The organism is Streptomyces sp. NPDC049887 (assembly GCF_040656535.1).
In the GTDB taxonomy this organism is placed as follows: Bacteria; Actinomycetota; Actinomycetes; order Streptomycetales; family Streptomycetaceae; genus Streptomyces.
Genome location: NZ_JBFAMM010000001.1, coordinates 165,419 through 178,916 on the forward strand (window position 1 = coordinate 165,419; position 13,498 = coordinate 178,916).

The following is a 13,498-nucleotide window of genomic DNA, read 5'->3' on the forward strand; positions in this document are numbered from 1 at the left end:
CAATACCCAACCATCTATGCGGGCAGGGCGCTTACCGCGGACATCCTGCAATACATGATCCCGCTTGACGCACTGAAGGGAAGTAGCACTAGCCGCGCGTCGACAACGACAGTCACGGCGGACCCTGAGTTGTCCGTTGATGTGGAGGCAAACGCGGAATACGTCTTGGACGCGTACATACGCTATTCAGGCTCGACCGCCGCGGACATTACAATACAGTTCACCGGGCCTAGCGGCTCGTCGGGGTCATACGGCGGATACATGTTGGACATCGGGGAGACGGTAGAGGCGGGCGCTAAGCGTTCGATCCGTACGCCCATCAACTCTGCGCGGGACGTCGGTTGTATCTCGACGTCTACCGCAATGGTTATGTTGATCAAAGGTCGGCTCATCGTCGGCGGCACTGCGGGCGCGTTCTCTTTCGACTGGGCGCAGCGTGTATCCAACGGGACGGCAACCGTTGTCGAATCCGATTCGTGGTTTTCGGTAAGGCGCGTCGCCTAGGGGGACCGTGGGATGCCTGAACACCCTGACTTTCAACTGTTGCTCGTTCGTATCGAGACAAAGCTAGACGTCGCGTTGCGGCTGCAAGAGGACCACGAAAGGCGCCTTCGCGCGCTTGAGGGGCATGGCACCACGGACCATGACTCGCGCATCAAGTCCCTAGAGAAATGGCGGCACGCGCTCCCCACTACGGCTTTCATCAGCCTCGCCTCTCTAGGCACGGCCATTGTTACCGCACTACTCAAGTAGGGGGCAGAGTGCCACTCATCAACGGTGTTGACGTTGCGTCCTATCAGAGCACTACCTATGACACCACGGGTCTTGATTTCGTGTTTGTCAAGGCAACGGAAGGCACCACCTACAGCAATCCGAAGATGTCCGCCCAGGTCACTCGCGCTCGCTCCGCGCGGCTGGTCGTTGGGTTCTATCACTTCCTTCGGGCAGGCAATCCGAAAGGACAGGCAGGCTACTTTGTGAACAGAGCTGGGGCGCGCCCTGGGGAAATCCTCGCATGCGACTGGGAAACTGCGCCGGATGGTTCCTATCCATCCAACGCGGAGAAGGACGCGTTCCTACGGGAAGTCAAGCGCCTCGCTCCCGCTAACCGTGTCGTCCTGTACTGCAACAGGGACTATTGGTTGAACCGCGACAAGACGAGTTATGCGGCTGACGGACTCTGGATTGCCGACCCCAGCGCCCCGACAGGTGCGCCCAGGGTGCGGCATCCATGGGTCTTCCATCAGCACTCGATTACCGGGGGCATTGATCGGAACGTAGGCAACTTCCCAACCCGTGACGCGCTCCGCAAATGGGCTGGGGACTCTGGGCCGGCGGGCGGAGGCAGTGAATTGGAACTCTCGGATACGGTCCCCATCACGCAATGGGCAAAGGACCGATGGAAGGAAGACAAGGGGCTACAGGACGGCAGCATTGCCGTTGCTACGGCCCTGGGGAGCGGCTACGTGTACGCCCGTGCCGCCGCGGAGAGGGCGGGCGCCGTAGAGGCGGAGATACGGCACGTGCGCGCCCAGGTGGAGGCGCAAGCGGCTGCGCTCGCGGCTGCCGTGCGCAGGCTCGACGCGCTCACAGACACACTCGCCCAACTCGACGTGTCCGGCGCCCTGGGCGCCCTACAGGACGCCATCAACGCAACAACGGTCACCCTGCGCGCAGGGGGAGGTAAGTAGGCATGAGCAAGTACCTAGTACGCCTCGCGGAACAGGCGGGCGCGGCTGCCCTGGGCGGCGCTCTCGCGGCCTGGGCAGCGTCCGGCTACGACCTGTCCAGGGCCGCGCTGGGCGCGGCTGTAGCGGCGGGTCTGCGGGCCGTTTACGGCATGTTCGTTCAGCCCATCGGCGACAAGGAATCGCCCAGCGTCGTCAAGTAGTCCCGACGCACAAGCGCCCCCCTGCCTTGACTGGCAGGGGGGCGCTTTTCTGCGTTTAGGCCTAGTAGCACATGCGGCATTGCCTCAAGTGGGTTTCCAGTGCTCGCACTTTGGCGCGGCGGGCGGCGCGCGTATGGGCTTCCGCCAATCCTCGCCTGTCCTCATGCTCGACGTTGGATGCCCTTTCCGCCTGTGCGGCAATCTCTTTGTCCCAGCGTGCGGCAATGGATTTGAAGCGTTGGCAGCGCGAGCGCGCCATGGTTGGGATGCCTTTCTGCATGAACGAGCCTGCCCCTCGCCCGGGGAGGTTAGGCGAGGGGCAGGCGGTATGTGTTACCCCAGGGTGTTTCACTGCCCAGCGCTGGGGCGAGCGCGATTCCGCCCAGAATTCAGGTGGCAACTCCGGAAGCGGCAGTCATCGGGTTGTGTTGCTGGGGTCGAGCCACGATTCATCTGTGTACTCGTGATAGTGGACGTTGCCCAAATGCGGGGGCAAGGTGCAATGGCGCGTGCTGGTCAATCCGCCCTCCCGCGGTTTGGGGGCCCAACAGACATTGATGTCCAAGGGTCTGCCGTTGCAGTCCATACGCGAAATGAACGGGAAGCGGTCCGTCGCCATTGCTCTTGCTCCCAAAGGGTTGCGCTAGATGGTGACTTGCGGAGTTACTGCCAGACCGATTCGGGCACGGCGGTATTCGCCATAGAGGCGGTTCCCTTCCTCGCACCCCTGCCCCGGTTGGTCGGGCGGGGACGCTGCGAGGCAGGACAGGCACCGCGGACCCGTGTCCGGCATGCAGTGCTTTAGGTACGCGTCCCAGGCGGCAGCCTGCGCCCGCCCTCTCGCGTCCTGGGCGCTCATGGCTTCCGCCATTCCTCGCCCAGGTGGGCGACCACGTACGGGCGCACTAGGGCGCAGTCGTCCTCAAAGGGCGCTCTGTGTGCCGCCCCTCGCGTGGGGGGAAGCGGCGGACGCCAGTAGGGCCGCTCAACAGGGGGCAACTGCCGGACGTCGCGCGCTTGGACCAGGGGCGCCCACGGGTCGGCATTCGGCAGCCTGGGCGCCCTGTGCCTGCCTGTCGCCCGCAGAGGCGTTGTGATGCAACCGCCCAGGGCCAGTAGACCTAACAGGGCGCACGTCCACCCGATAAGCTCTCTCACGTTCGCACTCTCCTTGCATGGTTGCGGACACTGCCCCGCGTTGGCGTTGCCTGCCAGCGTGGGGCGCTTTCGTTGGGACACAGGCGCCCAGGATCGGCGCACCCTGGGCGCCTGCGGAGACTCGACCCGCCCTAGGAATGGCGGGGAGTCTCGCGCCCGTTGTGCACCTGGGAGTGGCGCACAACGGGAGTAGATGCGTTGTGTTGTTGGGGCAGGGGATCACGGCGACTCATGCGCGTTCTCCTGCGTTCGCCTTGAACTCGGCCCACACGGTTTTTCCCTGTGCCTCCTCTCTCACGCCCCAGGCATTCGACAGAGCGTCAACCAATGGCAGTCCCCTGCCGGATTCGGCCCATTCGTCGGCAGCCTGCCCTTGTGCGGGCAGCGCGCCTCCGTAGTCCCTGACTTCCGCCCGCAGGGTGTCTCCGAATAGCTCGATGGAGAACCAATAGGGAAGTCCGGATACGCCGTGAGCTACGGCGTTTGTGGCCAGTTCGTTGACTGCGAGGATTACGTCACTCGCCAGAGCGCCAACGTCAGAAATCGCCCATGACGTAAGGAAGTTGCGGCAGTCTCGACGCACCAGGGCGACGGATGCAGGGTCAGTGGGATACTGGCGACGGCAGTACAGTTCGGGCATGCTTCACCCCCCTCCGCGGGGTTGGCAGCGCTACGGACCGCGCATGGCCGGTTACCGACCCTGCACGCTGCAATCCTGCACGCGAGGCGGGGAGTTGTGCAAGCGGGACGCCATCATTCGCCCGGATGAGTGTGTGTCAGTTAGCTTGGCCGGCGGTAGCGTTGCAGCGTTTACGCAGGTCAGAGGGGAGGTCCGGAGTTGGTCAGTAGGCGGTATGTCGAGCCAACCGCACGACAGGTGCGGTTGGGCAAGGTGCTGCGTGGACTGCGGGTTGAGGGCGACCACGGGTCTCAGGACGTCGTGGCAGGTTCGCTTGGCTGGTCTGAATCCAAGCTGTCCCGGATCGAGTCTGGCCGTATCGGCATCTCGGAAACGGATCTCGCCTCGCTCCTCGCGCGGTACGACGTCCGTGATCGAAGCCTGCGCGCGTACATCGCCCATCTCAAGAGGCTAGGAAATGGGCGCGGATGGGAGAGCAAGATTCGCAACGTGGTGCCCTCTGTGTATGCCGATTTCATCGGCTATGAGGGCGACGCTGCGGAGGCATATAACGCTCAACCTGTGCTCGTTCCTGGCTTGTTGCAGACGCAGGACTATGCGGCTGCGGTGCTTGATCAGCACGTGCCGGACATGAAAAGCGACGAACGCGCGGAACGCCTTGGCATCCGTGAGCGACGACAGGAAGTCTTCAGGCGCCCCGATCCGCTTGTGTTCTGGGGCGTGATTTCTGAGTCCGTTTTCCGGCATGTCATCGGCACGCCCGACTTCATGGCGGAGCAGCTAGAGCACATGCTGAACCTGTGTGAAGAATTCCCGCATGCAGTCAACATTCAAGTCTTGCCGGAAGCGGCTGCAAGCCATGCGGCCCTATTCGGCCCGTTTGTAATTCTGTCCTTCCCGGAGCGGTGGGAGCCTGACATCGTTTACCTAGAGGGCCTGACGGCAAACAGGTTCCTTGAGGAATCTGCGGAAGTGCAGGAATACAGTCGATTGTTTAAGCGGCTCATGATGACCGATTCCCTACGGGGACCGGAAAGCATCGAGCTAATCGGAAAGTACAGAGACAACTACCGCAAGGGGTAGGCAGTGGAATATATCCTTTCGGATGCTTCGACGCTGGGCGTCGAGTGGCAGAAAGCGTCCGCCTCCGGGGCAAATGGAGATTGCGTCGAGTTCGCGCCGTACGCGGATGGCGTTGCCGTCCGGCACAGCAAGGCGCCCACGGGGCCTGCGCTTCTGTTCACGCGTTCTGAGATTGCCGCCATGCTCGATGGGGCGCGCGGCGGGGAGTTCGACCACTTGACAGGCGAGGCGTAGCCACAACCTGTAGCTCACCTGGGGCCCCTGTCCGGCATTGCCGGGCGGGGGCCCTCGCTTGTTCAGTGACACATCAGCGCTGCCGCGGAGAGAGAGCGCGTCCCCGGAGACGTGCATCACGAAACATTCATTCAGCGGCTCCCCAACTGCCTGTGTTTGCAAGTCCGTTGGGCACCGTTTCCCCCTGGCGTCAAAGAATCTTGAAAACTGCTCTTGACACTTGCGTTGCCGAGAACGGAACGTGTACGCACCCCGGACGGAGGCACCCGTTCCGGACATCCCATATCTTGGGCCGGTTGGAAGAACCGCCGTAATGGGCACCCCTGCGCGCACGGCTAGATTGTCACCGGTAAACCGCTAGGACATGGCGACGCCAAGACCCCAGTAACGGGCGAGCGTTGGGCACAGGTAGCGGCTCCCGAAAAGAGCGGTGCGGAGGAACGTCACGGCCGGAGTTGGCCTAGCGCCCGGTACCGGTATTCCCGTGGTGATTCTCCGTACCGCTCTTTAAATAGCACACTGAGAACGTTGCCCGATGCGAAACCGCAGCCCAGTGCAATATCAACAATGGGGCGATGCTGAAAAGCGGGATTCGCCAGACACCGTCGAGCCGCTGTTAGTCGTTCATCCCGCACCAGTTCGCGGTATGTGGTACCCACTTGCCGTAGGGCCGACTGCAACTGACGCGGGGACCAGCCCAGGCCGGCGGCAACGCTGGGCAGGCTCATGTCCCGACTTGCTATGTGCTGCCGTACGTATCGACGCACCATCGGTTCAATCTCCGGGATGTTTTCCACCGCGGGCCGGTCGTCGCCTACCGCGAGCATGCAGAATAGCTCCGTAAGGCGCTCACATGTCGCATCAAATCCGGCCGCCGAGAAGCTGTCACGTTCCTCATGCAGTGCTCTCAGCATAGTGCCTGATATCCGCCCGATTCCCCTTCTGAGATCAAATGCTGTCCACGCCGGAGCTTCTTCGCCCAACCGCGAGATCACTTCTGGGCGAGGAAGTCTGACGGCAAATCCCTGTGCGTCACGTACCTGCATTCGGAGAGGCTGATTAGCGGTACCCAAAACTGCCATGCCGGGCCCTATCGTTACCTCGGTGTTCCCAATTACCGTAAGGACGGACCCTCCTGTCAGTGCAATCAGATGGTAATGATTATCGGGCGATTGTCGCACATGGCATTCCGTGCGGGTGCTTTCTACAGGACCCCATTGGCGGAAGGTATCAAGGACGTACAGGCCAGTTTCCTGACGGACCATGCGGACGCGATAGGGGATGTCGACCGGATAAAGGTGCTCTCCCTTAAAGCGGTGCGCGTTGTAGTCATCGCGCCAAAACTCGCGGCGCTCCGCTTCCGTCTGCGTCTCGTCGCCTGGCATTGAGATCAAATAGGCGCCCTGATTTTTCATGTCGACCGCCTCACTTTGCGTGCCCCTATGGAGCGCTCGCCCTGGGCGCCTGTCAAGACCCAGTAAGTGATGGTTCGATCGCAGAGTGTTAGTAACCTTGATGAACGCGCGAGTAACCTAAACAGGGGCGCAGAGATTCAGTCATAGCCGGGTTAATCGGACATCTCGGCTCTAGCGTCGGTGTCAACAAACCGAATGGCTCTTAGCAGCATCGGAGTTGACATCATGACTGCAACGCCTAACGGCCAACCCGCGGCAACAGAGCCCGTGGTTGGCAGCATGTCTCTGACGTTCCCCGCCTCGCCTTCCGTGGTCTCTCGCGCCCGAGCCCTTGCGCGCGCGCTCGATCCGGAACTTCGGGAAGACGTGGAAATCGTTACCTCAGAACTCGTAAGTAACGCCATTCGCCACGCAGATACGGCCACTGTGACAGTTGAGCTACTGAGCACAAGTGAAGGCGTACACGTTGAGGTATCGGACCAGGATGCCGCCCACCTGCCCCATTCGGTTGAGCCTGAGTCGACCGAAACGAGCGGTAGGGGCCTACAGATTGTCGCCTGTCTGTGCAGTCATCTGCACTGCACCACGGGGCCGGCGGGAAAGACTGTCTGCGCAGATGTCACGTACAGTGCCGCGCCTGCGCCTGCGGCGGAGGCTCCCGTTGCGCGATGACGTTGCGGACGCGTGCGAGCCCACCATGGACCAGGACGCAGCCATACGGGCCATGGTTGATGAGTGGCCTCCGTTGACGGCAGCACAACGGGAACGCCTCGCGTTGTTGCTGCGACCGGGGCGTTTGCCCCATGAGGACCCGTAAGGATGCAGGGTTGCACTCCCGTTGTAGGCTATCGGGTACACAGGCCGTGCGTGGACTTGCCGGAGCCGGACGGGCCCATGATGGCGGTGAACCGACCTCGTGTGATGTCCACGTCGACATGGTCGAGCGCGACGACCCGCGTCTCGCCCGATCCGTACGCCTTCACGACCTGTCGCGCTCGAGCCGCGACGGCCGTACGCCCTCCGGTACCCCCGAGCCTGGGAGTGGTCACAGCCGTTGTCACGGTAAGTCTCCTATGTTGGTGAATGGCAAGGGATGGGCGCGCCGTGTGCGGTACGAGTGTGCGGGGAGGAACGGCCCCGGCGCGCTGGTGCGCAGCGCAGTTCCCGGCGGGGGTTTTCCCCACCACCCGGCGGCTCGGGAGACCGTGCCGCCGACGTGGGTCCACGGTAGGGAAGGCCCCGTGGCATGCTCGTCCTCCAGCGGGACGAGCGGTCCCCGGCCGGGTGTAAGGAGATCCCCCTAGGGGTCCGCGACGCCGGAGCGGCACCCGCCCCCGAATGCGCACCCCTCCCCGGTGGGAGCCTGAGGCTGGGTGCGGCGGCGGCGCACGATCGCCGCGGTGAACCTGGCCCTGGGCGCGCTCGGGCTGCTGACGGTCGCCCCGACGGTGTTCCTGCCCACCTACGCCCAGTCGGTGCTCGGACCCGGCCCGATCGCGGCCGGGTTCGTGCTGTCCGTGATGACCCTGAGCCGGCCGGTCGGCGCGGCGTACTCGGACCGCCTCCACAACCGCATCGGCGTCCGCAACACGGCCCCCACCGGGATCGGCGCCGCGCTGCTCCTCCTGCTGGCGTTCCCGCTGCTGCCGTACCCGGGCGAGCCGTGGCAGCCGGCGCTGATCATGCTGCTGGGGGGAGCGGCCCTCGGCTTCTTCCAGCTGCCGCCGCTCGTCGGCGTGGAGTCGACCGTGCGCTGGGCCGAGCGCGGGACGACGACGGCGTCCGTGCTGTTCTGCCGTCAGGTGGGACAGAGCGTCGGCGCCGCGCTGTTCGGGGCGCCGGCCGACGCGGTCCCGGCGGCCCGCCTCGGCGGTGCGGGCGATCCGGACTCCGTCGCCCGCGCCCTGGCGGACGGGTCCTCGAACGACCGGCTGCGGCACGCGGTGGCGACGGCGGTCGATCTCGTCTTCGTCGGCGCCGCGGCCGCCGCGGCGCTCGCCCTGCTCGCGCTGCTGTTCGCGCCCGCGCAGGTTCCCGGTTCCGGCGGAACCGCGACCGGACCTCTGACCTGGGAAGGTGCCGTGTGCGGGGCGTAACACGACCGTTGCCAAACCTACATACCTCCTGGTCGGTAACCCCCTTACGCCAGCCCAGTACCGCCGAGTAACGTACGCGCTCCACCCCCCTGACCCCCTCGCCCTCGCGCGCCCGCGCACGGGGGAGCCCGGCCTCCCTCGGGCCGCCGCAAGGAGCAGCACGATGTCGTACGACCCCTACTTCCCCGATCCGCCCGGCCCGGCGAGGCAGCCCTGGCAGGCACCGCAACCGCCGCCCGACCGGGGATACGGCGCCCCGTTCGGCGAGGCGCCCGCCGCCCCGTACCCGGACCCGTACACCGAGCCGTCCGGCCACGCCCCGGACGACCAGCTGCCCCGGCTGCGCTCCGGCTACCGCAGGCTCCGCCGTGTCGCGACGCTCACCGCGCTCGGCTACTTCATCCTCTTCCTCATCCTGTCCGGCTACGCACCCGACCTGATGACCGACGGCATCAGCGGCGGCCTCACCACCGGCGTACTGCTGGGCCTCCTCACGCTGCCCGTGGCCCTGGCCGCCATCGCCGTCTACGAGCGCATCGCCCGCGAGCGGGTCGACCCGCTCGCCGCGGCCATCCGAACAGCCCACGAGGAACGGCACGCCACGGCGTCCACGGACCGGCAGGGCGGCAGGCAGCACCCCGGCGGCTCCGCCTGGGACCGGCCCACGGGAGGCATGCGCATATGAGCGGCTTCAACTCCGACGCCCAGACCATGTCCTTCGTCGCGTTCATCGCCGTCATCACCGTGACGCTGCTCCTGTGCGTGATGACCGGACCCGACCGTGACGACCTGGGCGAGTTCTACACCGGCTACCGCTCCCTGTCCCCGATGCAGAGCGGCCTCGCCATCGCGGGCGACTACATCTCCGCGTCGACCGTGCTCGCCACCATCGGCGTCATCGCCCTCGTCGGTTACGACGGCCTCACCCTCGCCCTGAGCACCGTGCTCTCCCTGGTGCTGATGATGTTCCTGCTCGCCGAACCCCTGCGGAACGCGGGCCGGTTCACCATGGGCGACATCCTCACCCGCCGCACCCCCGGCCCGGCCGTACGCATCGCCGCCTGCGCGGTCACCCTCGCCGCGCTGCTGCCCCTGGTGGTCTTCCAGCTCGCGGGCGCCGGCGACCTGCTCGCCTTCGTCCTCGGCTTCGACGCCGAGGGCTTCAAGACCGGCGCGATCATCTTCCTCGGCGTGCTGATGATCTCGTACGCGGCCATCGGAGGAATGAAGGGCACCGCCTTCATCCAGATCGTCAAGACCGTCGTCCTGCTCGGCTCCGCCACCGTCATCGCCGTACTCGTACTGGACCGCTTCGACTTCAGCCTCCCCGGGCTGCTGGACGCGGCCAAGAAGGGCAGCGGGGCGGGCGACCTCTACCTCACCTCCGGACTCCAGTTCGGCGGCGACGAGATCGACATGATCAGCGCCCAGCTCACGGTCGTGCTCGGCGCGGCGGTCCTCCCCCACATCACGATGCGCATGTTCACCGCCCGCAGCGCCACCGCCGTACGGCGCTCGATGTCCTGGGCCGTGTCCACCGTGGTCGTGACCTGTCTGCTCCTCGCCCTCATCGGCTTCGGCGCCGCCGCGATCGTCGGCCACAAAAACCTCGTCCTCGCCGACCCCCAGGGCAAGACCGCGTTCCTGCTGGTCAGTCAGGCCGTCCTCGGCGCGGACGCCAACACGCTCGAATCCCTCGTGTTCACCACCGTGGCGACGGCGATCTTCCTGACCCTGCTGGCCTCGGTCGCCGGCATCACCCTCGCCTGCGCCAACACCCTGGCGCACGACCTCATCGCCCACGGACTGCGCCGCGCCACCGTCTCGCACACCGCCGAGATGGCCATCGCCCGCGGCGCCGCGGCCGGCGTCGGACTACTCGCCATCGCGCTCGCGGCCTTCGTCCAGGACTGGAACCTCCAGGCACTGGTGACGCTGTCCTTCTGCATCGGCGCGTCCGCGGTCGCCCCGGCGCTCGTCTTCAGCATGTTCTGGCGCCGCTACACCCGCCAGGGTCTGCTGTGGACCCTGATCGTGGGCGCCGGCACCGCGATCCTGCTGATGACCGGCAGCAACCTGGTCTCCGGCTCGCCGCAGTCCGTGTTCCCCGACCAGGACTTCAACTGGTTCCCCTACACCACCACGGGCCTGGTGTCGGTCCCGGCCGGCTTCCTCGCCGGCTGGTACGGCAGCATCCGCGCCCCGCGCGAGGCGTTGGCCCAGCGCGAGCGGTACGCGGAGATCGAGCCGGTGATCCTCGCCGGGGCGGGGACGGGTCACGGCGACACCCCCTGACCCCGCTCGAGCGGACCCGGGCCGTCCGCCTCTCCCGAGGGGGCGGACGGCCCGGCGGTTCCGGGGCCCTCGACCGGCGGCCCCGGAGGCGTGCGGACCGGGGCCGTTCCCGGGGGTGTACGGACCCGCCGGTCCGCAGGCGCCACGACCAGGGCGGTTCCGGGACCTTCGACCGGGCCGTTCCGGAGGCGTTCCGCCCGACCGGCCCCGGAACCGGCCCGCGCCGGACGAACCAACGGCTCCCGGACGGACCGGAGAGCGGTCCAAGGGCGACGCGCGACCGCGACACCCGACCGCGGTCGGCTACCGCGGCCGGCGACACCAGCGCGCAGCGTGGCGACCGCCCCCGGCGACACCCGCCGCAGCACCGCGTCCCGACCCCGATTGCCGTGGGAGCGGGTCAGTCCCCCGCAGGCGGCCGTTCCGTGAGGCTCGCCAGGCCCTCACGGATGTGGTCCAGGTGCGCATGGATCTCCTCGGCGCGCTGCACATGTTCCCGCAGCACCCGATCCGTCTCCCGGGAAACACGCGCCGCCCGCACACCGGCCTCCTCCACGACACGCGCCGCCAGCGCCCGCGCCTCCTCCTGGCCGCGGCGGGCCGACTCCTCGGCCTCGGCGAACGCGCACAGCGCCTCCGACAACCGGGCCTGCGCCCGCGCGGTGAGTCCCCCGTAGCGCTCCGCCGACTCCGCGTCCCGAGCCGCCAGTTCCCGCTCCGCCTCGTAGCGGCGGGACACCCTCATCCGGTCGAGCTCCTTGAGCATTTCCGCCGCACGGCACCTGGACGCCTCCAGAACGGCCATCGCCTCACCACGCTCGGCCGCGGCCTCCACCCGGGCGGCGTCCCGCAGTTCCTCCGCCGTGGCACGCGCCGAGAGGATCATCCGCCGCGCCCGCGAGTCCGCCTCCTCGCACGTCTGGCCCGCCCGCACCGCCGCCAGCTCCCGCAGCCGGCGCGCCTCCGCCTCCGCCGCCTCGCACGCGGCCCGTGCCTCCTCCCGCGCGTTGGACAGCACGGCCGCCGCCTCCTTCTCCGCCAGGTCGAGAACCTCCTGGGCACGCGGACCGAGCGGCTCGTACGTGGGCGGCCCCAGCGCCTCGGCGAACTGCCGCAGCGAAACCGCCTCGGCCGCGAGCTCCTCCACCACCCGGGTCAACCGCGCCGCCCGCCGCCACGCGTCGTCCCGTTCCCGCGCCAGCGCCTCGACGTACCGGTCGACCTGGTCCAGCCGGTAACCGCGACCTCGTACGGTGACGAACCCGCCATGAGCCGATCCCGCATTCATCCCTGGACTCCTCTCGGAGCGGTCGACGCGGGAACATCGTGCTGGATCGCGGCGAAGCACCCATGACGCGACACTCCGCCACACGGAAGCGGGCGTCCGACCGGAAAGACGGATCGGACGCCCGACGGCGCACACTCCGGCGCACGGACCCTGCCCGCGCCGCCGTCGCGACGGCTCCCGGAGGACGCCGGCAGCACCGGCGCCCTCGTCACCGACCGGACGCCCGGCCCTCAGCCGGCGGCGGCAGGCGGGCCCGGCCCGCCGAAGGGCCCGGCGGCCGGTCCGTCGGCGGGCCGGCCGCCGAGCGGCGTTCAGCGGATCAGATCAGTCCGTCCCACATCTGCTCCAGCAGCACCGACCACCAGCTCTCCGGGGACGACAGCGCCGCCGGGTCCAGCGCGGCGAGCTGCGCCTGGAAGTCGACCGTCCAGCGGCCCGCCTGCTCGGGGTTGAGCCCGAAGCGCAGCCGCCACATCCGGCCGAGCAGCGCCAGCGAGCGGGTGAACTCCGGCAGCCCGCTGTTCACGAACTGGGGCGCCATCGGCTGCCCGCCCGGACCGCCCTCCACCGGTACCGCCACGATGTGCGCGGTCCCGTACTGGACACAGATCGCCCGGCCGAAGTCGGTACCCACGACCAGGTACGAGCCCGCGTCCGACGCCGGCTGCACCCGCCGCTGTGCGGCGAGCTCCGCCAGCGTCGGCACCACCGGCTGGGCCGGCTGCGCCCAGAAGAACGGCCCGAAGTCCGCCGGGAGACCCGCCCACACCAGCGTCCGCGCGACGATCTCCGGCACGCCCTGACGGGACACGGCCCGCTGGTCGAACCGGCAGATGCCCTGCGGCCCGAACGACCCCACCAGCTCATGCGCGACGCCCTCCGGCGGAACGGGCGGAGCCGGCGGCACCTGCGGCAGCGGTGCGCGCACCGGAGCGGGTCGCGCCGGGCCGTCCGCGACCTGGTGCAACTCCCCCTGGTGGGTCAGCAACTGCCGCATGCCGCCCTGCCTGCTGGCCTGGTCCTTGCCGTACGGGGCGATGCTCGTGATCCGGGCCTGCGGCCAGGTCTCCCGGATCATCCGGGCGCAGTAGCCACCGGGCAGCTCGCAGGACTCCAGCTCCGTGTGGAGCTCGAGCACCTGGTCGCTGGGGACGTTCATGGCGCGCAGCTCGTGGAAGATCTGCCACTCCGGGTGCGGCGTGCCCGGCGCCGAACGGCGGATCAGTTGCTGCTCGGAGCCGTCGGGCGCGCGGTAGCGCAACACCGCCTGGTAGCCCGGGCCGACGGTCGGCACGGCGGCCGGCGGCTGCTGCGGATAGCCGTACGCGGGCGGCGGAGCGTGCGGCACCGGCCCCGGGGGGCCGGGCGGCTGCGGCGCCCCGGGAGCGACCGGACTCT

At 67.6% G+C, this 13,498-nt stretch carries 14 protein-coding genes and 1 pseudogene; 9 read left to right on the plus strand and 6 right to left on the minus strand.

Translation table 11 applies throughout. The annotated features are described in order from the left end of the window. The first annotated feature begins 54 nt into the window (after nt 1–54). From AB0J10_RS00695 to AB0J10_RS00705, 3 genes are all read left to right on the plus strand, one after another. Nucleotides 55–504, plus strand: a complete 450-nt coding sequence (locus AB0J10_RS00695; RefSeq protein WP_363056306.1) for a hypothetical protein — start codon at nt 55–57, stop codon at nt 502–504. 257 nt (nt 505–761) lie between these two features. Next, complete coding sequence (locus AB0J10_RS00700) at nt 762–1,691, plus strand: GH25 family lysozyme (protein WP_363056308.1); 930 nt, start codon at nt 762–764, stop codon at nt 1,689–1,691. Nucleotides 1,692–1,693: 2 nt separating this feature from the next. Then, nucleotides 1,694–1,891, plus strand: coding sequence for a hypothetical protein (locus tag AB0J10_RS00705; RefSeq protein ID WP_363056310.1), 198 nt, complete (start codon nt 1,694–1,696; stop codon nt 1,889–1,891). Nucleotides 1,892–1,952: 61 nt separating this feature from the next. Here the strand turns inward: AB0J10_RS00705 and AB0J10_RS00710 are convergent, their stop codons facing one another. Beyond that, complete coding sequence (locus AB0J10_RS00710; protein WP_363056312.1) at nt 1,953–2,171, minus strand: hypothetical protein; 219 nt, start codon at nt 2,169–2,171, stop codon at nt 1,953–1,955. Nucleotides 2,172–3,278: 1,107 nt separating this feature from the next. Continuing rightward, on the minus strand, nt 3,279–3,689 hold the full coding sequence (locus tag AB0J10_RS00715) for an ATP-binding protein (protein WP_363056314.1): 411 nt from the start codon (nt 3,687–3,689) through the stop codon (nt 3,279–3,281). Nucleotides 3,690–3,926: 237 nt separating this feature from the next. Between AB0J10_RS00715 and AB0J10_RS00720 the strand changes: the two genes are divergently transcribed. Both AB0J10_RS00720 and AB0J10_RS00725 read left to right on the plus strand, forming a co-directional pair. After that, entirely contained in the window at nt 3,927–4,772 is an 846-nt protein-coding gene (locus tag AB0J10_RS00720; protein WP_363056316.1) for a helix-turn-helix transcriptional regulator, read from the plus strand. A 3-nt stretch (nt 4,773–4,775) separates the two neighbouring features. After that, nucleotides 4,776–5,006, plus strand: coding sequence for a DUF397 domain-containing protein (locus tag AB0J10_RS00725; protein ID WP_363056318.1), 231 nt, complete (start codon nt 4,776–4,778; stop codon nt 5,004–5,006). 443 nt (nt 5,007–5,449) lie between these two features. On the opposite strand, the gene AB0J10_RS00730 is transcribed toward AB0J10_RS00725, so the two are convergent. Further along, a complete protein-coding gene (locus AB0J10_RS00730; RefSeq protein WP_363056320.1) occupies nt 5,450–6,421 on the minus strand; it encodes an AraC family transcriptional regulator in 972 nt (323 codons plus the stop codon). A 279-nt stretch (nt 6,422–6,700) separates the two neighbouring features. Here AB0J10_RS00730 and AB0J10_RS00735 point away from each other — a divergent pair, with 279 nt between their 5' ends. Continuing rightward, nucleotides 6,701–7,093, plus strand: a complete 393-nt coding sequence (locus AB0J10_RS00735; protein WP_363056322.1) for an ATP-binding protein — start codon at nt 6,701–6,703, stop codon at nt 7,091–7,093. A gap of 194 nt (nt 7,094–7,287) precedes the next feature. Here the strand turns inward: AB0J10_RS00735 and AB0J10_RS00740 are convergent. Continuing rightward, nucleotides 7,288–7,482: pseudogene (locus AB0J10_RS00740) on the minus strand (ATP-binding cassette domain-containing protein); the annotation flags it as partial. 339 nt (nt 7,483–7,821) lie between these two features. On the opposite strand from AB0J10_RS00740, the gene AB0J10_RS00745 reads away from it, so the two are divergent. The 3 genes from AB0J10_RS00745 (at nt 7,822) to AB0J10_RS00755 (ending at nt 10,812) form a co-directional block, all read left to right on the plus strand. Beyond that, the gene (locus tag AB0J10_RS00745; RefSeq protein WP_363056324.1) at nt 7,822–8,517 is read left to right on the plus strand and encodes an MFS transporter; all 696 of its coding nucleotides are present in this window, start codon (nt 7,822–7,824) and stop codon (nt 8,515–8,517) included. Between the two features lie 163 nt (nt 8,518–8,680). After that, nucleotides 8,681–9,202, plus strand: a complete 522-nt coding sequence (locus AB0J10_RS00750) for a DUF485 domain-containing protein (RefSeq protein WP_363056326.1) — start codon at nt 8,681–8,683, stop codon at nt 9,200–9,202. Continuing rightward, entirely contained in the window at nt 9,199–10,812 is a 1,614-nt protein-coding gene (locus tag AB0J10_RS00755) for a cation acetate symporter (protein WP_363056328.1), read from the plus strand. Before AB0J10_RS00750 ends, AB0J10_RS00755 begins: the two co-directional genes overlap by 4 nt. Before the next feature lie 400 nt (nt 10,813–11,212). Here the strand turns inward: AB0J10_RS00755 and AB0J10_RS00760 are convergent, their stop codons facing one another. Next, the gene (locus AB0J10_RS00760) at nt 11,213–12,100 is read right to left on the minus strand and encodes a hypothetical protein (protein ID WP_363056330.1); all 888 of its coding nucleotides are present in this window, start codon (nt 12,098–12,100) and stop codon (nt 11,213–11,215) included. A gap of 319 nt (nt 12,101–12,419) precedes the next feature. Continuing rightward, nucleotides 12,420–13,498 (minus strand): SUKH-4 family immunity protein (locus tag AB0J10_RS00765; RefSeq protein ID WP_363056332.1); only part of this gene is annotated, 1,079 nt, incomplete at its 5' end.